19 protein-coding genes and 1 tRNA gene are annotated in these 20,154 nt (G+C 62.5%); 6 read left to right on the forward strand and 14 right to left on the reverse strand.

From position 1 onward, the window contains the following. Nucleotides 1–21: 21 nt before the first annotated feature. Genes maiA through GXB81_RS06340 form a run of 4 tightly spaced genes read right to left on the reverse strand, consistent with a single transcriptional unit; the run spans nt 22 to nt 3,696 of the window. Nucleotides 22–663, reverse strand: a complete 642-nt coding sequence (gene maiA, locus GXB81_RS06325) for a maleylacetoacetate isomerase (RefSeq protein ID WP_167039235.1) — start codon at nt 661–663, stop codon at nt 22–24. After that, nucleotides 663–1,361: a fumarylacetoacetate hydrolase family protein gene (locus GXB81_RS06330; RefSeq protein ID WP_205988657.1), complete on the reverse strand. Its 699-nt coding sequence runs from the start codon at nt 1,359–1,361 to the stop codon at nt 663–665. The genes maiA and GXB81_RS06330 overlap by 1 nt, the downstream gene beginning before the upstream one ends. A 29-nt stretch (nt 1,362–1,390) precedes the next feature. Continuing rightward, on the reverse strand, nt 1,391–2,431 hold the full coding sequence (gene gtdA / locus GXB81_RS06335) for a gentisate 1,2-dioxygenase (RefSeq protein WP_205988658.1): 1,041 nt from the start codon (nt 2,429–2,431) through the stop codon (nt 1,391–1,393). 14 nt (nt 2,432–2,445) lie between these two features. Then, nucleotides 2,446–3,696 (reverse strand): flavin-dependent oxidoreductase, encoded by a 1,251-nt coding sequence (locus tag GXB81_RS06340; protein WP_205988659.1) that lies wholly within the window; start codon nt 3,694–3,696, stop codon nt 2,446–2,448. 180 nt (nt 3,697–3,876) lie between these two features. Between GXB81_RS06340 and GXB81_RS06345 the strand changes: the two genes are divergently transcribed. Both GXB81_RS06345 and GXB81_RS06350 read left to right on the forward strand, forming a co-directional pair. Then, nucleotides 3,877–4,386 carry a MarR family transcriptional regulator gene (locus tag GXB81_RS06345; protein WP_167039227.1) on the forward strand — a complete coding sequence of 170 codons (510 nt, stop codon included), beginning with the start codon at nt 3,877–3,879 and terminating at the stop codon, nt 4,384–4,386. Nucleotides 4,387–4,474: 88 nt separating this feature from the next. Then, complete coding sequence (locus tag GXB81_RS06350) at nt 4,475–4,726, forward strand: hypothetical protein (protein ID WP_167039225.1); 252 nt, start codon at nt 4,475–4,477, stop codon at nt 4,724–4,726. Nucleotides 4,727–5,129: 403 nt separating this feature from the next. On the opposite strand, the gene GXB81_RS06355 is transcribed toward GXB81_RS06350, so the two are convergent. From GXB81_RS06355 to GXB81_RS06380, 6 genes are all read right to left on the reverse strand, one after another. Beyond that, nucleotides 5,130–5,217: transfer RNA gene (locus tag GXB81_RS06355), tRNA-Ile, on the reverse strand. Nucleotides 5,218–5,373: 156 nt separating this feature from the next. Further along, nucleotides 5,374–7,761 (reverse strand): RNA polymerase sigma factor RpoD, encoded by a 2,388-nt coding sequence (gene rpoD / locus GXB81_RS06360; RefSeq protein WP_167283620.1) that lies wholly within the window; start codon nt 7,759–7,761, stop codon nt 5,374–5,376. Nucleotides 7,762–7,851: 90 nt separating this feature from the next. Further along, nucleotides 7,852–9,726, reverse strand: a complete 1,875-nt coding sequence (dnaG, locus tag GXB81_RS06365) for a DNA primase (RefSeq protein ID WP_205988660.1) — start codon at nt 9,724–9,726, stop codon at nt 7,852–7,854. Between the two features lie 126 nt (nt 9,727–9,852). Further along, nucleotides 9,853–10,299, reverse strand: a complete 447-nt coding sequence (locus GXB81_RS06370; protein ID WP_167039219.1) for a GatB/YqeY domain-containing protein — start codon at nt 10,297–10,299, stop codon at nt 9,853–9,855. Between the two features lie 239 nt (nt 10,300–10,538). Continuing rightward, entirely contained in the window at nt 10,539–10,751 is a 213-nt protein-coding gene (gene rpsU / locus GXB81_RS06375) for a 30S ribosomal protein S21 (RefSeq protein WP_008919901.1), read from the reverse strand. Nucleotides 10,752–10,819: 68 nt separating this feature from the next. Continuing rightward, on the reverse strand, nt 10,820–12,037 hold the full coding sequence (locus GXB81_RS06380; RefSeq protein WP_205988661.1) for an NAD(P)/FAD-dependent oxidoreductase: 1,218 nt from the start codon (nt 12,035–12,037) through the stop codon (nt 10,820–10,822). A gap of 152 nt (nt 12,038–12,189) precedes the next feature. Here GXB81_RS06380 and tsaD point away from each other — a divergent pair, with 152 nt between their 5' ends. Continuing rightward, a complete protein-coding gene (gene tsaD, locus GXB81_RS06385) occupies nt 12,190–13,218 on the forward strand; it encodes a tRNA (adenosine(37)-N6)-threonylcarbamoyltransferase complex transferase subunit TsaD (protein WP_167039214.1) in 1,029 nt (342 codons plus the stop codon). Nucleotides 13,219–13,330: 112 nt separating this feature from the next. Here tsaD and folE2 read toward each other — a convergent pair whose 3' ends face one another. From folE2 to GXB81_RS06405, 4 genes are all read right to left on the reverse strand, one after another. Further along, on the reverse strand, nt 13,331–14,137 hold the full coding sequence (gene folE2, locus GXB81_RS06390) for a GTP cyclohydrolase FolE2 (protein ID WP_167039212.1): 807 nt from the start codon (nt 14,135–14,137) through the stop codon (nt 13,331–13,333). A 229-nt stretch (nt 14,138–14,366) separates the two neighbouring features. Further along, the gene (gene dxs, locus GXB81_RS06395) at nt 14,367–16,274 is read right to left on the reverse strand and encodes a 1-deoxy-D-xylulose-5-phosphate synthase (RefSeq protein ID WP_205988662.1); all 1,908 of its coding nucleotides are present in this window, start codon (nt 16,272–16,274) and stop codon (nt 14,367–14,369) included. Nucleotides 16,275–16,361: 87 nt separating this feature from the next. Then, nucleotides 16,362–17,243, reverse strand: a complete 882-nt coding sequence (locus tag GXB81_RS06400; protein ID WP_205988663.1) for a farnesyl diphosphate synthase — start codon at nt 17,241–17,243, stop codon at nt 16,362–16,364. Continuing rightward, nucleotides 17,240–17,545: an exodeoxyribonuclease VII small subunit gene (locus tag GXB81_RS06405; RefSeq protein ID WP_167039207.1), complete on the reverse strand. Its 306-nt coding sequence runs from the start codon at nt 17,543–17,545 to the stop codon at nt 17,240–17,242. Before GXB81_RS06405 ends, GXB81_RS06400 begins: the two co-directional genes overlap by 4 nt. On the opposite strand from GXB81_RS06405, the gene GXB81_RS06410 reads away from it, so the two are divergent. The 3 genes from GXB81_RS06410 to GXB81_RS06420 all read left to right on the forward strand — a co-directional run bounded on the left by GXB81_RS06410 (nt 17,544) and on the right by GXB81_RS06420 (nt 19,991). Beyond that, the gene (locus GXB81_RS06410) at nt 17,544–17,762 is read left to right on the forward strand and encodes a hypothetical protein (RefSeq protein ID WP_167039205.1); all 219 of its coding nucleotides are present in this window, start codon (nt 17,544–17,546) and stop codon (nt 17,760–17,762) included. The two genes, GXB81_RS06405 and GXB81_RS06410, sit on opposite strands and share 2 nt — an antisense overlap. Nucleotides 17,763–17,853: 91 nt before the next feature. After that, nucleotides 17,854–18,960, forward strand: coding sequence for an aromatic ring-hydroxylating dioxygenase subunit alpha (locus GXB81_RS06415; RefSeq protein WP_167283625.1), 1,107 nt, complete (start codon nt 17,854–17,856; stop codon nt 18,958–18,960). Nucleotides 18,961–19,121: 161 nt separating this feature from the next. Continuing rightward, nucleotides 19,122–19,991, forward strand: coding sequence for a sulfurtransferase (locus GXB81_RS06420; protein WP_205988664.1), 870 nt, complete (start codon nt 19,122–19,124; stop codon nt 19,989–19,991). The last annotated feature ends 163 nt before the right edge of the window (nt 19,992–20,154 follow it).

Here is a 20,154-nt window from a genome sequence, read left to right on the forward strand (position 1 = left end):
TTTGTCTCCTTCTGCTACCGACTAGTTCGTATAGTCAGGTTGTTGTTTTGGTGCTGCCGTGAAAAAAGCCGGGTGCTGCATCGCGTGCTGATAGATTCGCATGCTGCGCGAATATGGCGTCAGGTCACAACCCATGCGTTCAGCGTTCGCGATTTGAGGAATGAGGCAGCAATCCGCGAGCGTAGGTGCGTCGCCAATGCACCAGTCGTCGCCGCCTGTATCAGTCAGAAGACGTTCAACTGCCTGCATGCCTTCCACGATCCAGTGCCTATACCATGCGTTTTTCTGTTCCGGTGTGACCTTCAATACGCTGTCCAGATACTTCAGGATTCGCATGTTGTTCACGGGGTGAATATCACAAGCGATGAGCGTCGCTAATTCCAGAACGCGAGCACGCGCGTCTATTTCACCTGGAATCAGCAATGGCTCCGGATGTATCTGATCCAGCCAGTCGATAATTGCCAGCGACTGTCCGAGGCTGAAATCGCCATCGACCAGCGCCGGCACACCCGCGGACGGATTAATGCGCTCGACGTATTCCCGGTCGCGATGCTCGCCGGTGCGGATATTGACCGGTACGTACTCGTACGGAAGTCCCTTGAGATTGAGGGCGATCCGCACGCGGTACGATGCCGAACTGTTGAAGAAGCTATGTAGTTCCATCAGACAACCAGCACGGTCAGTTCGCCCAGGCGATCGACGCCGACCTTTATCGTCTGGTCCGCGACGACAGGACCCACACCTTCCGGCGTGCCCGTGTATATCAGATCGCCAGGTTCGATCTGGAAGAATTGCGACAGATACGAAACAGTTTCGGCAACCGACCAGATCAGGTGCGTGACATCGCTCTTCTGCTTCGTTTCACCGTTCACGGTCAACCAGATACCCGCCTGCTCGAAGTGACCGACTTCGCTCGCACGGTGGATCGGGCCGATCGGCGCGGAGCGGTCGAAGGCTTTGCCGAGTTCCCACGGGCGGCCCATTTCGCGCATCTTCATCTGGAGATCGCGGCGCGTCATGTCGAGGCCAACTGCGTAGCCGTACACATAAGACAACGCATCTTCAACGGCAATGTTCACACCGCTCTTACCGATTACGGCGACCAGTTCCGCTTCGTAATGGTAGTTCTGCGTCTGCGCCGGATACGCGAGTTCCAGCGTTTCGCCATATGCGGCCGGTACGACGGCATTGTCCGGCTTGCAGAAGAAGAACGGCGGTTCGCGATCCGGATCGAAGCCCATTTCGCGGGCGTGTGCCGCGTAGTTACGACCGACGCAGTAGACGCGGCGTACAGCAACGCTATCTTCCGTTCCGAAAACGGGAACGGCAACGTGCACTTCAGGGGGGAAAATAAACGCCATCTTGTTTCCTTATGAATGTAAAGCGAGCTCTAAATCCGCTCTTCGCGCAGCAGATTGAGAGCGCTGACGATCGGGCGATCCGAATAGCTGAAGATCACGGAATCGACGTCAGCATCGAGATTCACCGTCACCCAGGACGGCACGACAAAAATATCCTTCGCCGCGAATTCAAACGTCCTGTCACCGACCTTCGCGACGCCGGAACCTTCCACAACCGAATACACGGTCGCATCGGTCGTGCGGTACTGGCGGCCACGAAACCCGGCAGGCAGGAACTGCATGAAAGTCGCCATGGTCGGCATCGGCCAGCTACCGGTGGCAGGATTAATGAATTTCAGCTTCACGCCATCCCATTGATCCACCTCGCCATGGCGATAGAGCGTATCGAGCGCTTCACGCGTACGGTCGTATGGATAGCTGAACAACGGCGAGGTCGGGTTGCTCGCGACATGACGCACCGGCAGCATGTTCTGGGCGTAACGCGCGGCGCTATCGCCAGATTCGCGTTGCACCGGTTGGACCTTGCCGGGATAGTTCTCTGCGAACCCCTGATCGAGTTGGTAGACAATCGGAATATCCAGGCCGTCGAGCCAGATAACGGGTTCGCCACCGTCTTCTTCAGTCTTGTTGCCATGGTCGTGCCACGTCCACGACGGCGTGATAATGAAATCACCCGGTTGCATCGGTACACGTTCGCCATCGACGGCCGTATAGGCGGTCGAGCCTTCCAGAATGAAGCGCAACGCCGATTGCGTATGACGATGGCTCGGCGCGATTTCACCGGGCAGGATCAATTGCAGCCCGGCGTACAGCGCGGGCGTAATGCTGGCCTTGTCGGGCAGACCCGGATTCTCCAGGAACAGTACACGGCGTACCGCTTCCTCAGCTGTAATCAAGCCGCCCGACTGCATCACCAGATCACGAACTTCCGCGTATTTCCAGATCGCTGGCCGTGCTTGCGGGCGCGGTTGCGGCGGCACCAGGTTGTGCAGCGACTCCCACAACGGGGCCATATTTCTATGTTTGATCTGGCCGTAATACGCGGCACGGTCTGCTTTAACGTCTGTCATTTCGTCATCTCCTGTTACGCGGCCTTGTTCGCCAGACCTTCGAGCGTGTACCCGGCGACTGCCTTGTAGCTGCTCGTGATTTCGCGCAGCTCATCCAGGCTGATTACGTCGGTGATCGACGCGAACGGCTTGCCGCCCGTGCGCTCGTGCACGACCTGGAGAATCTTGTCGGGCGGTGCCTTGCGGTTCGCCAGTACGACGTTGCCCGTCGCCGTGACACGTTCGCGGTCGTACGCTTCCAGCGCTTCAGTACCGACGCCGAACTTGACGAATTGCGCCGTCAGATATTCCGCATCCATGATTGCCTGACCGGCGCCGTTCGAACCACGCGGTACCATCGGGTGTGCGGCGTCGCCCAGCAGCGTCACACGCCCATGCGTCCAGCGCGGCAGCGGCTCCTGATCCACCATCGGGAACACGAGAACGTTTTGGGTCGACTCGATCATCTTTGCCACGTCGAGCCAGTCGAAATGCCAGTCCTTGAAGACCGGAAAGAAGTCGTCCAGGCTGCCCTGCCTGTTCCAGTCGCGCATTGCAGGCTGCGGCGAAACGGTTTCCGCGACCCAGTTCATCAGTTGCGTGCCGTCCGGATTGTTCAGGATCGGGTAGATCACCATCTTGCCGGTGTCGGCCGTCAGCGCACCGGCACGTGCGAACGTCGCGCCATCGAGAAACGGCGACCAGTTCAGCGCGCCGCGCCACATGTTCACGCCCGTATAGTGCGGAGCACCTTCATCCGGGTAGAACTGCTTGCGCAACGCCGAATGCAAGCCGTCGCAGGAAATCACGACGCTGGCTTTCACCGTGAATTTCTCACCCGCTACGTTCTCGAATTGCACATGTGCTTCATCGCCCACGGTAGTTGCGCCGATGCAGCGGCGATCCATAACCACGGAATCCGCCCCTAGCCGCTCCTCGACGATCTTCAACAGCGCCAATTGCAGTTCGCCCCGATGAATCGAGAATTGCGGCGTGGCATACCCGGCGTTCGTGCCGAGTGCTTCGGTATAGATGTGCTGGCCGTACTGGTTGAAGAACGACGCGTTCTGCGTCGAAATCGAAATCTTCGAAAGCGCCTCATTCGCGCCCAGGCGTCCGAGCACGCCGGTCGCGTGCGGCAGGATGTTGATACCTACGCCGAGCGGTTTGAGTTCCGGGACCGCTTCGTAGACACGGCAGTTGATACCGGCTTCATGCAGGGCCAGCGCGAGGGTCAACCCGCCATTGCCCGCGCCGATGATCGCGACTTCACATTCCTTGTTCATGCAGCTTTCCTCACCTCAAGATTTGTCGCCCCAAAAACGACAGACGTCTGCCGAATAGTACTAAGAGACTTTGATGCAAGTCAAATTCCTATCACCCTGGGGTATGTACCTACTTGCGGCCGTGGATGGCGCCGAGGTCAGTTAGAATGAGGCGCGCTACCTACGCGATCAATTTTAAAAATGACCAAACCTAATCCCGATAAGCATGCTGAAGGTGCCATGCTCACCGAGCTTTATTCCCGACCAGGTTTTATGCTCCGACGTGCACATCAGATCGCCATTGATCTGTTCGTCCAGGCTTGCCTGCCGGTGAACATCACACCGAGTCAGTACGGAGTGCTATACATCGTGAATACCCTCGGCTCACTCAGTCAGATCGGCATATCACGCCTGATTGGTCTGGATCGTTCTACGACGGCACTCGTTGTCAAGCTGCTCACGGATCGCGGACTGCTGACCAAAACACAAAGCACGGAGGATGCTCGAAAGATCGAGATACAGCTTACGAATGAAGGAAAAAAAATATTCCGAGAGGCGCAAAAATTGGCGGAATATGAAATGAAGACGCTACTTGAACCGTTCACCAATAAAGAAAGCGAACAATTTCTGCGCCTGCTTGAAAAATTCGTCAGTTACCACAACGACACAACGCGTGTGAGCATAACTGGCTCATCATCGTCCAATAATTAAGAAGCACGAACAATGTGCGACGATCGCCCACAGCACAGAAGTACCTGGTGCAAATAAGTCGTTGGAATCAGCTAACGCAGCCCGCTCAATGACTCGGCAGGCGATGATCCGCAAGCGCAAAGGTGTGAAAGGATTGTTCGATGATCGGTGTTTTGATCGTGGAATCATTGTTCTTTGTGTGCGCTGGTACCTGCCCTACAAGCTCGGTTTGCCCAACAAGCTTGCACGCATCGCCTGGACGATTTTCACGTCACACGACAGGGAGCGTTTATTTGCGGCAGTCACAGGCGCGGTAGCTAGCCGCGCTGTATCTATAGGACAGCGATGGGCAGTATTCTGATAGTGATATCAACAGGAGGAACCGCCTCGTTCTACCCGGCATCCGTGTAATTGTAAGAGGCTGCCAGCGTCAGTGCGGCAGTCAGATCGTATCGCACGTTCGCCTCATAGCTGTTGAACGCGATACTGCCGCCGCGAAAAGGCGTCGTTGCAGTCGACAGCACATCGATAAAGCTTGATCGGTCTGATGCTGGGCTTGGCACTGCGGATTGTTGCGTCGGAGAGGGGCATGGGGGTATCTCCTGTCGCGAAGAACAGCGTACCCCCAAAACTACCCTCAGAGAATGTCGGAAGTCAATGAACCAACACGGTAGACCAAGGAGCTGAAGACTGCCCAGAATGCCTGTCCGGCATGGGCCTCGGAGAATCAGGCGGAACGCCCGGGAGTCCAGCGGAAGAGTAAATGGTGGGCCGGGTGGGGTTCGAACCCACGGTGTCCTTTCGGAGGTGGATTATGAGTCCACTGCCTGCAACCAACACGGCGTCCAGCCCAAGAAGAAAAAGACCCGGTCGTGAAGGCCGGGCCTGTTTCGTCGATTGGCCGACATACTACACGAAAAAGGGGCCGCCGTGACCGCTTCGCCTATGCGAAACGACAAGGAGGCCCCTCAAACTACATCACTGATTACCTCTCGAAGCCCGCTACGCTCAATTCCCTTCGAGGAACGACTTCAGCTTGTCCGAACGGCTCGGGTGACGCAGCTTGCGCAGCGCCTTCGCCTCGATCTGACGAATCCGCTCGCGCGTCACGTCGAACTGCTTGCCGACCTCTTCGAGCGTGTGATCCGTGCTCATCTCGATACCGAAGCGCATGCGCAACACCTTCGCCTCGCGCGGCGTCAGCGAGTCGAGCACGTCCTTCACGACATCGCGCATGCTCGCATGCAATGCGGCATCCGCCGGCGCGACCGTGTTCGTATCTTCGATGAAGTCGCCCAGATGCGAATCGTCGTCGTCGCCGATCGGCGTTTCCATCGAGATCGGCTCTTTCGCGATCTTCATGATCTTGCGGATCTTGTCTTCCGGCATCTCCATCTTCTCGGCCAGCGTTGCCGGGTCCGGCTCGAGGCCGGTTTCCTGCAGAATCTGCCGCGAGATGCGGTTCATCTTGTTGATCGTTTCGATCATGTGAACCGGAATCCGGATCGTGCGCGCCTGGTCGGCGATCGAACGCGTAATGGCCTGGCGAATCCACCACGTCGCATAGGTGGAGAACTTGTAGCCGCGACGGTATTCGAACTTGTCCACGGCCTTCATCAGGCCGATGTTGCCTTCCTGGATCAGGTCGAGGAACTGCAGACCGCGGTTCGTGTACTTCTTCGCGATCGAGATCACGAGACGCAGGTTCGCCTCGGTCATCTCGCGCTTCGCCTGGCGTGCCTTCAGTTCGCCGGCCGCCATCTGCCGGTTGGTTTCCTTCAGGTCCTTCAGCGGCAGCACCACGCGCGCCTGCAGATCGAGCAGACGTTGCTGCTGTTCGCGAATCGCCGGAATGTTGCGCGTGAGGATCGCGCTATACGCGTGCCCCTCGGCGACGATCTTGTCGGACCATTCGAGGTCCGTCTCGCTGCCCGGGAAACGCGCGATGAATTCCGCGCGCGGCATGCCGCATTTGTCGACGACCGTGTGCAGGATCTGACGCTCGACCTGGCGCACCTCATCCACCTGCGCGCGCAGCGTGTCGCACAGACGCTCGACGGTACGCGCGGTGAAGCGGATCGTCATCAGCTCGTTCTGGATGGTTTCCTGCGCCTTCAGATACGACCTGGACTTGTAGCCTTCCTTCTCGAACGCGCGACGCATCTTGTCGAACCACTCGCTGATGAGCGCGAATTTTTCGAGCGACGCACGCCGCAGCGCTTCGAGCTGCGCGGCGTTGGCCGTGGCTTGCGCCGCGCCATCGTCTTCTTCCTCGTCCTCTTCGTCTTCTTCCTCGGCTTCCTCGTCTTCGTTCTCGATCGCTTCCGCTTCCTGCGCAGAGAAGCCGTCGGCGTCTTCCGCGTCGGCGTCGATCAGACCGTCGACGAGTTCGTCGATGCGCACTTCGTCGTTGGCGACGCGCTCGGCCATCGCGAGGATGTCAGCGATCGTGGTCGGGCACGCGGAGATCGCCATCACCATGTGCTTGAGGCCGTCTTCGATGCGCTTGGCGATTTCGATTTCGCCTTCGCGCGTGAGCAGCTCGACCGTGCCCATTTCGCGCATGTACATGCGGACCGGGTCGGTGGTGCGGCCGAATTCGGAATCGACGGTGGACAGCGCGACTTCGGCTTCCTCTTCGACTTCGTCGTCCGACGAAGCGGCCGGTGCGTTGTCGTTGAGCAGCAGCGTTTCGGCGTCGGGGGCCTGTTCGTAGACCGCCACACCCATGTCATTGAACGTGCTGATGATGCCTTCGATCGCCTCGGTCTCGGTGAAGTTGTCCGGCAGGTGATCGTTGATTTCAGCGTACGTGAGGAAGCCGCGCTCCTTGCCGAGCTTGATCAGCGCGCGCAGTTTCGAGCGGCGCTCTTCGAGTTCCTCCACCGTGCCCGGCTGCGACGACGCGAACGCATCCTTCAGCAGCGCTTTTTCCTTTGCACGACGGTCGCGAGCCCTGACCTTCTCCGTCTTGCCCGGCGCGGCGGCAGCGGTTTCTTCGGCTTGGGTTGCATCGTCGTCGACAGATACTTCGTTCAGCTTTTTCGTCATGGAGTTCGTCGTACCGGCTGTAATCTCGACCTCCGGCTGTTGGACAACAGCCGGTTGAACCGTGGATACTGGAGTCACGCGCGCTACCGCATCGTCATCAGCGGCAGCCGCTTCCCTTGCGCTTCCGACACCCGGCCGCCTCGCAGCCGACGGTGGTACAGCTTTCGCCGCCCTTACCGAAGCCGCCTGCGCGGCCGCAGTGGTCGACGATTTTTTCCCGGCCGGCGCAACGCTGACAGCAGACGATTTTCTGGCGGATGAAGTCAGCCTGGCCTCGGTAACCTTCGCGGTGCGCTCCTGCGAGCGTGTGCCTGCTGCCTGATTTCCGCCTGTCGTCTTTGCCATCGCATCGCCTTTCGCCTTTGCTAGGAAAACCCTTGAAAAACAAACCGCTAGAAACTTTTTATTATACCACCCGAGCTTTCGGCCTCTCCGTTAGAGCCCGAGCTGACGCTTCATGTCAGCCCGTTTCCGGTTGAGTTCCGAGAGCTCGGCGAATTCCTCAGGCGAATGCCGGGATTGTCGCGAAAGCTGCTCGAGACGATCGCAATAAGCGTCATACCGCATCTTCAGAATCGCAGCCTTCAGCTCCTCGCCGACGATCCGCTCCTGTTCGCGCCGTTCCTCGATGACAGCCGCGTCCTGTGGGTCTTTCAGCAGCAAATCCCGGACGTTTTCATCATAGTCTAGAATTTTGCGAAAGATTTCCTCGAAAGTTGGGGCGTTCGCGCCATTTCGCAAGAGATCGGACAACAACTGGAATTCCGCCGAATCGCCGAGCGCGCGCGCATGCGTGGTCACTTCCCCGAACAGTTCCCCATGCCGCGTCACCGTGAGCAGCGCCTCTTCGGCCTCGCTGTCGAGCATCGCGACCGTGCGCGGATACATCACCAGATTGCGCAGCGTCTTTTCCTCGATCCCGGTCACGCTGCGGCGGTCCTTGCGGGCCGGCGCCTCGCGCGCCGCAGCCGCGATCCGCGCATCGACCTCGCAGAGCGCCGCGACTTCGTTGAACGGCACGTCGAGCCGGTCCGCGAACATGTGCATGATCTGCGCGCGCAGGGCGTTGGCCGGCAGCGCCTGCAAGAGCGGCTTCGCGTCGAACAGCGCGCGGGCCCGGCCTTCCGGCTGATCGAGCTCCTTGCCGGTCAGCACCTCGTTGAGCATGAATTGCGACAGCGGCATCGCGCGCTCGACCTGCTCCGCGAATGCCTCGGTGCCGAACTCGCGCACGTAGCTGTCCGGATCGTGCTCGGCCGGCAGGAACAGGAAGCGAATCGTGCGGTTGTCCGCGGCGTGCGGCAGGCAGGCATCGAGCGCGCGGCGCGCGGCGCGCCGGCCGGCCGAATCGCCGTCGAAGCTAAAGATGACCGTATCGGTCTGCCGCATCAGTTTCTGCACATGAATCGGCGTGCAGGCCGTGCCAAGGGTCGCGACCGCGTTCTGGAAACCGAGCTGGGCCAGCGCGACCACGTCCATATAGCCCTCGACGACCAGCACGTAATGCTGCTCGCGGATCGCGAGACGCGCCTCGAACAGGCCGTACAGCTCGCTGCCTTTGTTAAATAAAGGCGTTTCGGGCGAATTCAAATATTTCGGCTCGCCGCCGTCGAGCACGCGCCCGCCGAAGCCGATCACCTGCCCCTTCACGTTGCGGATCGGGAACATGATCCGCTCGCGGAAACGGTCGTAGCGGCGGTTCTGCCCCTGCCCGTCGGACTTTTCGCTGACGATCACGAGACCCGCCTCGACGAGCCCGTCGTCGCGATAGTTCGGGAAGGCCGCCTCGAGGTTCTGCCAGCCGTCCGGCGCATAGCCGAGGCCGAAACGCGCGGCGATCCCGCCGGTCAAGCCGCGCTTTTTCAGGTACTGGATCGCACCCGTCGCGCCGCGCAGCTGCTTGCGATAAAAGTCGCAGGCAGTCTGCATGAGGTCGGAGAGCGCCGTGGTGACGGCCTTCGACGCTGCCGGCGCATAGCCGCCGCCCAAACCGCCGCCTCCGCCGTAGCCCGGCGAAGGCTCGTTCGGCACGGTCAGGCCAACCGACTGCGCGAGCTCGTTGACCGCCTCGGGGAACGACGCGCCCACGTGCTCCATCAGGAAACCGATGGCCGTGCCGTGCGCGCCGCAACCGAAGCAGTGATAAAACTGTTTAGTCGGACTAACCGTAAACGAAGGGCTCTTCTCGTTGTGAAACGGACAAAGCCCCATGAAGTTTGCGCCGCCCTTTTTCAGCTGCACGTACCGGCCGACCACGTCGACGATATCGACGCGGTTGAGCAGGTCCTGCAGGAATGACGGTGGGATCACAGTAAATGACGCTGCCAGGAAAGCTTCAAAATCCAAGCCCGGTACGGGTACTCAGGCTCGACACCGCAACCCGGCGCCGCGCCCGCTTTCGAACACGGCGCGCGCGGTCCGGACAAACCACAGGAATTACTTCGCGAGCGCGGCCTTGACCTGCGCCGAGACGGCCGTCATGTCGGCCCGGCCGGCGAGCTTCGGCTTGAGCACGCCCATCACCTTGCCCATGTCCTGCGGACCGGCCGCGCCGGTTTGCGCGACCGCGGCCTGCACTTCGGCAACGATTTCCGCTTCGGACATCTGCGCCGGCATGTAAGCGGACAGGATGGCCAGTTCGGCCTTTTCCTTGTCGGCCAGATCCGTGCGGCCGGCAGCCTCGAACTGGCTGATCGAATCCTTACGCTGCTTGATCATCTTGTCGACAACGGCAGTCACGCCGGCTTCGTCGAGCGTGACGCGCTCATCGACTTCACGCTGCTTGATCGCCGCGAGCAGCAGGCGGATCGCGCCGAGACGCTCGGTCTCGCGCGCCCGCATGGCGGCTTTCATATCGTCGTTGATCCGGTCTTTGAGACTCATCACTCACCTGAATGCGTTGAAAGTTGAAAAACCGGCGGGTCGATGGCGGCCATACCGCGGCATCAACACGAATACCCGCTTGGGACCTCTTCCTCAAGCGGGTTGGCGCAATATGTTTGGTGGATGCGACCCTGCCGGCTGGCCCGATGGGCCGGGTTTTCCGTGACGGCACCCGTCGTGCCGCCATCGGCTTGGATGCTGCCGCACCGCGTGTGAAGCGGAGCGCGGCAACGCCAGAATCAGTAGAGCTTCTTCGGGAGCATCTGGCCACGCAGACGCTTGAAATGACGCTTCACCGCCGCCGCTTTCTTGCGCTTACGTTCGGCCGTGGGCTTCTCGTAAAACTCGCGAGCGCGAAGTTCCGTCAGTAAGCCGTTTTTCTCCATGGTGCGCTTGAAACGGCGCATGGCAACTTCAAACGGCTCATTGTCTTTTACGCGGATGGTCGTCATTTTTCAATAACGGAACTTTGTAAAGGTTGATGAGTATAGCAGAGCTTTCTCACAAAGCCATGGCGCCGTCAAGCCCCTCGTGCATAGTCGGCGGCGGCCTGACCGGCCGCCACGCCCGAAGCCCACGCCCACTGGAAATTGTAGCCGCCGAGCCAGCCGGTCACGTCGACCGCTTCGCCGATGAAATAGAGGCCCGGCACGCGCGCGCTCATCATCGTCGTCGACGACAGGCCGCGCGTATCGACGCCGCCGCGCGTCACCTCGGCCTTGCGGTAGCCCTCGGTGCCGTTCGGGGTGAGCGTCCAGCGCGACAGCGCCTCACCGACGCGCCGCAGCGTCCTGTCCGGCAGATCGGCGACGCGCGCCTCGGCGGGAATCTGGTGAGTCTCCAGCCAGACGTGCGCGAGCCGCTGCGGCACCCACTCCGAGAGCAGATTCGCGATCTGGCGCTTCGTGCCGCTTTTCGCCTCCAGCAACGCGACCGCGGCATCGCGCTCCGGCAGCAGATCGATGTGGACCGGCTCGCCGGGCTGCCAGTAGCTCGAAATCTGCAGGATGCCGGGGCCCGACAGGCCGCGGTGCGTGAGCAGCAGATCCTCGGTGAATTCGGCGCCGGTCTTTTTGTTGCCGGTCGCGAGTTGTACTTCGAGCGACACGCCCGACAGCGCCGCGAACGGCTCCCAGTCGGCCGGCGCGAAGGTCAGCGGCACCAGTGCGGGACGCGTGTCGATCAGCTTGTGGCCGAACTGTTTGGCAAGCCGGTAGGCAAAGTCGGTCGCGCCGATCTTCGGAATCGACAGGCCGCCCGTCGCGATCACGAGCGCGCGGGCGGTGATCATCCCCGCCGGCGTGCCGAGCGTGAACTGACGCTGCCCGTCGTGGCTCACTGCTTCGACGGACAGCGGCGCGCGCCACGCCACCGCACCCGCGTCGCATTCGTTCCTGAGCACGTCGATGATCGCGTCGCTCGACTGGTCGCAGAACAGTTGCCCCTTGTGCTTTTCGTGCCATGTCACGCGATGGCGCTTGAGCAGCGCCATGAAGTCGCGCGGCGTGTAGCGCGCGAGCGCGGAACGGCAAAAGTGCGGATTCGCCGACAGATAGTTGGCCGGCCCCGCGTACAGATTCGTAAAGTTGCAACGGCCGCCGCCGGAAATGCGGATTTTTTCCGCGAGACGCTGCGAGTGGTCGATCAACGCCACGCGCCGGCCGAGTTGTCCGGCCACGGCCGCACACATCATGCCGGCCGCGCCCGCGCCGATCACCGCGATATCGAAAGATTCCATGGGGCCGCATTGTACCTGCCGGGTCCGCGCGTTCGTGGCCAAGCCCCGAAGGCCGCCAGTAGCAGCGCCTGCTTGCCCGCGCTGCTATACTTTTAGGCTTACCTTTCACTGTTGGGCCCGCGTTACGTGTGCCCGCCTTCAAGCGATTCATCATGCTCGTTCTCGGCATCGAAAGCTCCTGCGACGAAACCGGACTCGCGCTCTACGACACCGAGCGCGGCCTGCTCGCGCACGCCTTACATTCGCAGATCGCCATGCACCGGGAGTACGGTGGCGTCGTGCCGGAACTCGCGTCGCGCGACCATATTCGCCGCGCGCTGCCGCTGCTCGAAGAGGTGATGGAACGCGCGGACGTCACGCGCGGCGACATCGATGCGATCGCCTACACGCAAGGGCCGGGGCTGGCAGGCGCGCTGCTCGTGGGCGCGAGCATCGCCAATTCGCTGGCAATGGCCTGGGACAAGCCGACCGTCGGCATTCACCATCTCGAAGGGCACCTGCTGTCGCCGCTGCTCGTCGATGAACCGCCGCCGTTTCCGTTCGTCGCGCTGCTCGTGTCCGGCGGTCATACGCAACTGATGCGCGTCACCGACGTCGGCGTCTACGAGACGCTCGGCGAAACGCTCGACGATGCCGCCGGCGAAGCCTTCGACAAAACCGCAAAACTGCTCGGCCTCGGCTATCCGGGCGGCCCGGAAGTCTCGCGCATGGCCGAATTCGGCACGCCCGGCGCGGTCGTGCTGCCGCGTCCGATGCTGCATTCCGGCGATCTCGACTTCAGCTTCAGCGGGCTGAAAACCGCGGTCCTCACACACGCGAACCGGCTCGGCGGCGCGAATATCTGCGAGCAGGCGAAGGCCGACCTCGCGCGCGGTTTTGTCGACGCCGCCGTCGACGTACTGGCGGCGAAGTCGCTCGCGGCGCTCAAGCGCACGAAGCTGAACCGGCTGGTGGTCGCGGGCGGTGTCGGCGCGAACCGGCAACTGCGCGAAGCGCTTTCGGCCGCCGCGAAGAAACGCAATTTCTACGTGCACTACCCGGACCTGTCGCTATGCACGGACAACGGCGCGATGATCGCGCTGGCCGGCGCGCTGCGCTTGCAGCGCTGGCCCGAGCAGGCCGGCAACGACTACGCGTTCACGGTGAAGCCGCGCTGGGACCTGACTTCGCTCGCGCGCTGAGTCGCCGGAAGCGAATGCCGTAAATCCCGGTGCGATAAAAAAAACCGCTTTAAAGCGGCTTTTTTGCGTCAATGCGCCCGCAACGAAACGGGGCGGACCGGCGCAGAAGCGATCAAGCGAGGCGCTTGTCCTGCTCGATCACCGCATAGGCGCTGTGATTGTGAATCGACTCGAAGTTCTCGGCCTCGAGCACATAGGCAACGATGCGCTCGTCGGCATTGAGGCGCTGCGCGACGTCGCGCACGAGGTCCTCGACGAACTTCGGATTCTCATACGCGCGCTCGGTAACGAACTTTTCGTCCGGGCGCTTGAGCAACCCCCACAGTTCGCACGACGCCTCTTCCTCGGCGATGCGGATCAGCTCTTCCACGGCGACGTCGCCAGCCAGCTCGGCGTCGATCGTCACATGCGAGCGCTGGTTGTGCGCGCCGTATTGCGAAATCTTCTTCGAGCACGGGCACAGGCTCGTGACCGGCACCAGCACCTTCAGGAACAGCCGCGTCGCGCCGTTGCGGGTCTCGCCCGTCAGCGTGACCTCGTAGTCGAGCAGGCTTTGCACGCCCGACACCGGCGCGGTCTTGTTCACGAAGTACGGAAACGACACCTCGATACGGCCCGCCTCGGCTTCCAGCTTTTCGAGCATCACCGCGAGCATCGAGCGGAACGCGGCCGGCTCGAGCGGCGCTTTGTTCTCTTCGAGCAGCGCGACGAAGCGCGACATATGCGTGCCCTTCTGATCGGCCGGCAGATGCACATCGAGATTCCACGTGCCGACCGTCGGCTGCACTTCGCCGCCTTGCGTGCGCACCGTCAGCGGATGACGCACGCCCTTGACGCCGACCCGCTGAATCGGGATCTGGCGCGTGTCGGGCGTGCTTTGCACGTCGGGCATCACAAAGGCGGGGTTCATCTGATTCATTTTTTGTCCTTTCTGGAAAGCGCCGGGCCGCTCCCGGTTCGCCGCATCGGAAACTGTCACGCGACGACGTCGAAACGCCCGGCGGCCGCGCGGATCAGCACGCGCAACGGCGAACGCCGGCTTCCGCCGGCGTTGGAAGACGGGCCGTTACGCCCGTCAGCTCAAACAGGAGATTGTCGCGGCCGCCGCCGCATGACGGCAGCGCAGCGGCCTGACGCGCGGCAGCGCTTTACGCGACGCGCTTCACCGACGACTGACCGCCGACCGTGCCGCTTGCGAGGAAACGCTCGCGGATCGACCGGGCGATGCCCGCGGCGTCGAGACCGCACGCGGCGAGCAGCTTGGCCGGGTCCCCGTGATCGATGAACTGGTCGGGGAGGCCCAATTGTAGTACGGGTCGCATAACCCCACTCTCGAGCAGGGCTTCGACGCAGGCCGAACCCGCGCCGCCCATGATGCAGCCTTCCTCGACGGTGACGATCGCGTCGTGCGTTTCAGCCAGCTGGCGCACGAGCTCGGCGTCGAGCGGCTTTACGAAACGCATGTTCGCGACCGTGGCGTCGAGTTGCTCGGCTGCAGCGAGCGACGGCGCGACCATCGTGCCGAACGCGAGAATCGCGATGCGCTTGCCGGCCGGCGCCGAGGTTTCACGGCGCACTTCGCCCTTGCCGAGCGGCAGCGCGACCATCTGCTTGACCGTTGCAACGCCGGTGCCCGCGCCGCGCGGATAGCGCACGGCCGTCGGATTCGGCTGCTGCAACGCCGTGTACAGCATCTGGCGGCATTCGTTTTCGTCCGACGGCGCCATCACGGTCATGTTCGGGATGCAGCGCATGAACGCGAGGTCGTAGGCGCCCGCGTGCGTGGCGCCGTCCGCGCCGACGAGGCCCGCGCGGTCGATCGCGAACACGACCGGCAGGTTTTGCAGCGCGACGTCGTGGATCAGTTGGTCATACGCGCGTTGCAGGAACGTCGAGTAGATCGCGACGACCGGCTTCATGCCATCCGCGGCGAGGCCGCCCGCGAACGTCACCGCATGCTGCTCGGCGATGCCGACGTCGAAGTAACGGTCCGGGAAGCGCCGTTCGAATTCGACGAGGCCCGAGCCCTCGCGCATCGCCGGGGTAATGCCGATCACACGCGAATCGAGCTCCGCGGCATCGCACAGCCATTCGCCGAACACCTGCGTGTAGGTCTTCTTCGACGGCGTCGCGGCCGGCTTGATGCCCTCGGCCGGGTTGAACTTGCCCGGGCCGTGGTACAGCACCGGATCGGCCTCGGCCAGCTTGTAGCCCTGGCCCTTCTTCGTGACGACGTGCAGGAATTGCGGACCGCGCAGTTCCTTGATGTTCTGCAGCGTCGGGATCAGCGAGTCGAGATCGTGGCCGTCGATCGGCCCGATATAGTTGAAGCCGAATTCCTCGAACAGCGTGGCCGGCACGATCATGCCCTTCGCGTGCTCTTCGAGCTTGCGCGCGAGATCGAGCACCGGCGGCGCGACGCGCAGCACGCGTTCGACGCCCGCGCGCGCGGCCGCGTAGAAGCGGCCCGACATCAGACGCGCAAGATGGCGATTGAGCGCACCGACCGGCGGCGAGATCGACATGTCGTTGTCGTTGAGGATCACGAGCAGCGGCACGTCGTCTTCGACGCCCGCGTTGTTCATCGCCTCGAAGGCCATGCCGGCCGTCATCGCGCCGTCGCCGATCACGGCGATGCCCATGCGGTTGTCGCCCTGCAGCTTGCTCGCGACCGCCATGCCGAGCGCCGCCGAAATCGACGTGCTCGAATGCGCGGTGCCGAAGGTGTCGTATTCGGATTCGTCGCGTTTCGGGAAGCCAGAGATGCCGCCCAGTTGGCGCAGCGTGTGCATCTGCTCGCGGCGGCCGGTCAGGATCTTGTGCGGATAGGTCTGATGACCGACGTCCCAGACGATCCGGTCATGCGGCGTATCGAACACATAGTGCAGCGCGATGGTCAACTCGACCGTGCCGAGATTGGACGAAAGATGGCCGCCCGTCTGCGATACGCTGTCGAGCACAAAGGCACGCAACTCGTCTGCAAGCGGTTGCAATTGGCGGCGATCGAGGCGGCGCAGGGCCGCCGGGTCGTCGATGGTTTTCAGCAAGTCGTACATCGTCGTTCCATTGTAGGAAAACTTACGCGCCCGCACTTCATACATGCACCCCGGGGACAGAAGGTGCGCGGCGGCGGGCTTTCGCGTTTAGCTGACCCGGTTCACCACCAGGTCGGCCAATTCGGCAAGACGCTGCGCGCGCGCGCCGAACGGCGCGAGCGCGGCGTGGGCGTCGCTGCGCAGTTGCGCCGCGAGCGAGCGCGACGCGTCGAGCCCGATAATCGACACGTAGGTCGACTTGCCGAGCTTCGCGTCTTTGCCGGCGGTCTTGCCGAGCGTTGCGGAGTCGGTCGTGACATCGAGAATGTCGTCGACAACCTGAAACGCGAGGCCGATCGCGGCGGCGTAGGCGTCGAGCGACGCCAGAGCCTGCGCGTCCGGCGTTTCGCCGGCCAGCGCACCCATGCGCACGGCCGCGCGCAGCAGCGCGCCGGTCTTCATACGGTGCATCGTTTCGAGTTGCGGGCGCGCCAGCGTCAGGCCGGTGCTCGCCAGATCGATGGCCTGCCCGCCGCACATGCCGAGCGAGCCGCTCGCGAGCGCGAGTTCGCGCACGAGCGAGGCCTGCTGCGGCGGGGCCAGCACGTCGGAAGTGAGCGTGACGAATGCCTGCGATTGCAGCGCGTCGCCAACCAGCAGCGCGGTCGCTTCGTCGTATTTGACGTGAACCGTCGGCTTGCCGCGGCGCAATGCGTCGTCGTCCATGCACGGCATGTCGTCGTGCACGAGCGAATACACGTGGATCATTTCGAGCGCCGCTGCCGCCGCGTCGAGGCATTCGGCGTGCGCGCCGGTCAGCTCGCCGGCCGCGTGGCACAGGAGCGGCCGCACGCGCTTGCCGCCGCCGAGCACCGCATAGCGCATCGCCTCGTGCAGATTGGCGGATGTGGTCGTGTCAGCCGGCAGGTAATGTTCCAGCGCCGTTTCGACGCGTTCGAGCACCGAGCGCGTCCATTGTTCGAATGTCATAGATCGTCCCCGCTTTCAGCGGCTGTGCCTGCGGTATTCATGGGCAGTGGTTTCAGCGTTTCGCCGTCGAGCACGCGCACCTGCTGCTCGACCTTTTCGAGCTGCTGCTGGCAGAACGCGACAAGCGCGGCCCCGCGCCGGTAGGCAGCCAACGACTCCTCGAGACTCAGGCTGCCGCCTTCCATGCGCGCCACCAGCTCTTCCAGTTCGGCCTGCGCGGCCTCGTAGTTGCCGGGCAGCGGCGTGGTATCGCCGCTTTCGGCCGACGCGGCGGCAGTATCTTTCGATGCGGTCTTCGCCATGAATAGTCGCAAAATTAAAACAAGTCGGACATTCTACGGCAAAAGCGGCGTTTCCGATCCGCTCGCCCCCTTCGCCTCGCCGCCCTACCCCGCTTCGACCCTGCTTTGCAGCGGCTTCGAGCCTGAAGTCTCGCAGAAAAAAACCGCTGAATCTGCGGCGAAAATGCCGAACCAATCGGACATTTTTGACCCAAATCAGTCACTTAAGTGCCCCTGACAGCGAGAAACGGGTATAATCTCCGGCTCCCTAAATCGAATCTTCGATGGTTGGGTTGTTCACTGCTTTCACGTCTTCATCGGGAGTGGGAATGTCCAATCTGAGCAATGCATTGCAGTTGCGGTCTGTTCACAGCCAGCTGCCAGTCACGGCTTACTTTGACGAAGCGCTTCTTACGCGCGAAATCGACACCCTTTTCAAGAAAGGTCCTCGCTACATCGGCCACGATCTCATGGTGCCCGAAGCGGGGGATTATTTTGCCTTGCCCAGCGAACGCGAGGGGCGGGTGCTCGTCCGCAACCAGCAGTCGCAGGTCGAACTGCTGTCGAACGTGTGCCGCCACCGCCAGGCCATCATGCTTAACGGCCGCGGCCAGACGCAGAACATCGTCTGTCCGCTGCATCGCTGGACGTACGACCTGAAGGGCGAGCTGCTCGGCGCGCCCCATTTCGCCGACAACCCGTGCCTGAACCTCGGCGCGACGCCGCTGCAGAACTGGCAGGGCCTGCTGTTCGAGGCACAGGGCCGCGACGTCGCGAAAGACCTTGCACGTCTCGGCACGAAGCGGCATTTCGACTTCTCGGGCTTCATGTTCGATCACGTCGAAGTCCACGAGTGCAACTACAACTGGAAGACCTTCATCGAGGTCTATCTGGAGGACTATCACGTCGCGCCGTTCCATCCGGGCCTCGGCAGCTTCGTCAATTGCGACGACCTGACGTGGGAGTTCGGCGACTGGTACAGCGTGCAGACGGTCGGCGTGCACAAGGATCTGGAGCAGCCGGGCAGCCCGACGTACCGCAAGTGGCACGACGAAGTGCTGCGCTTTCGCGGCGGCAACCCGCCCGAGTTCGGCGCGATCTGGATGGTGTACTACCCGGGCATCATGATCGAGTGGTATCCGCACGTGCTCGTGGTGTCGTGGCTGATTCCGCATGGTCCGCAGAAAACCACCAACGTGGTCGAGTTCTATTACCCCGAGGAAATCGCGCTGTTCGAACGCGACTTCGTCGAAGCCGAGCGCGCCGCCTATATGGAAACGGCCCGCGAAGACGACGAGATCGCCGAGCGCATGGACGCCGGCCGCCGCGCGCTGATGGAACGCGGCGAATCGCAGGTGGGTCCGTATCAGAGCCCGATGGAAGACGGTATGCAGCACTTCCACGAGTTCCTGCGTCGCGAACTCGGCACGGTCTGATTCGCTGCAAGCAGCGCCACTCGTTGGCACAATGGGCAAGACAAGGAAAGACGGGCTGCGGCCCGTCTTTTTTTGTTTAGACTACCGACATAGACCGGCTCTCCGCCCGCTGCGCCCCACCACGCAACCGGAGCCACCATCGCACGTATCGAGGAAACGTCATGCCCCACACCCACTACACCACCCTGATCTCCGCGACCAATCTTGCCGAGCGGCTCGCCGCCGCGCCGGGCAGCGTGTTCGTGGTCGACTGCCGGTTCGACCTCGCCGATACCGAAGCGGGCGAGAAAGCGTATCTCGCCGGCCATCTGCCGGGCGCGCATTATCTGCATCTCGACCGCGATCTGTCCGGGCCGAAGACCGGCTCGAACGGCAGGCATCCGCTGCCGGACCGCGCACGGCTCGTCGAGACACTGGAATCGCGCGGACTCAAGCAGGGCCAGCAGGTCGTCGCATATGACGCGCATGGCGGCATGTACGCCGCGCGCGTCTGGTGGCTGCTGCGCTGGCTCGGGCACGATGCGGTCGCGCTGCTCGACGGCGGCCTGCAAGCCTGGCAGGCCGCGGGCCAACCGTTGACGCCGGACGTGCCGGCGCAGAACACCGGCGACTTCAGCGCGGCCGCGCCGCTCGCCGTAACCGTCGACGCGCAGACGGTCGAGCGCAACCTCGGCTCGAAGGAGCGCGTCGTGGTCGACGCACGCGCGGCCGACCGTTATCGCGGCGAGAACGAAACGCTCGATCGCGTCGGCGGCCATATCCCCGGCGCGCTCAACCGCTTCTTCAAGGACAACCTCACCGCCGACGGCCGCTTCAAGCCGGCGCACACGCTGCGCGAGGAATTCCACGCGCTGCTCGGCGACACGCCGCCGGAACACGTGGTGCTGCAATGCGGCTCGGGCGTGACCGCCTGCGTGAACTCGCTCGCGATGGAAATCGCCGGCATGCATGGCTCCGCGCTATACGCAGGGTCGTGGAGCGAATGGAGTTCGGACCCGAAGCGGCCGGTCGCGACGGGGCCGAATCCTTGAGCTGAGCTGAGCCGAGCTTGCGGGCAAGCAAGCCGCGATGGGCGGGCGCAGCCACAGTGAGGCACGCGTTAGTCCAATGCATTAGCCCTGCCAGGAAAGCCGACTAAAAAGGCCATTGCCGTCTCAACGCGGCCATGGCCTTTTCCTTTTCGTCCGACTTATC

The organism is Paraburkholderia sp. Ac-20336, from assembly GCF_017105025.1.
GTDB lineage: Bacteria > Pseudomonadota > Gammaproteobacteria > Burkholderiales > Burkholderiaceae > Paraburkholderia.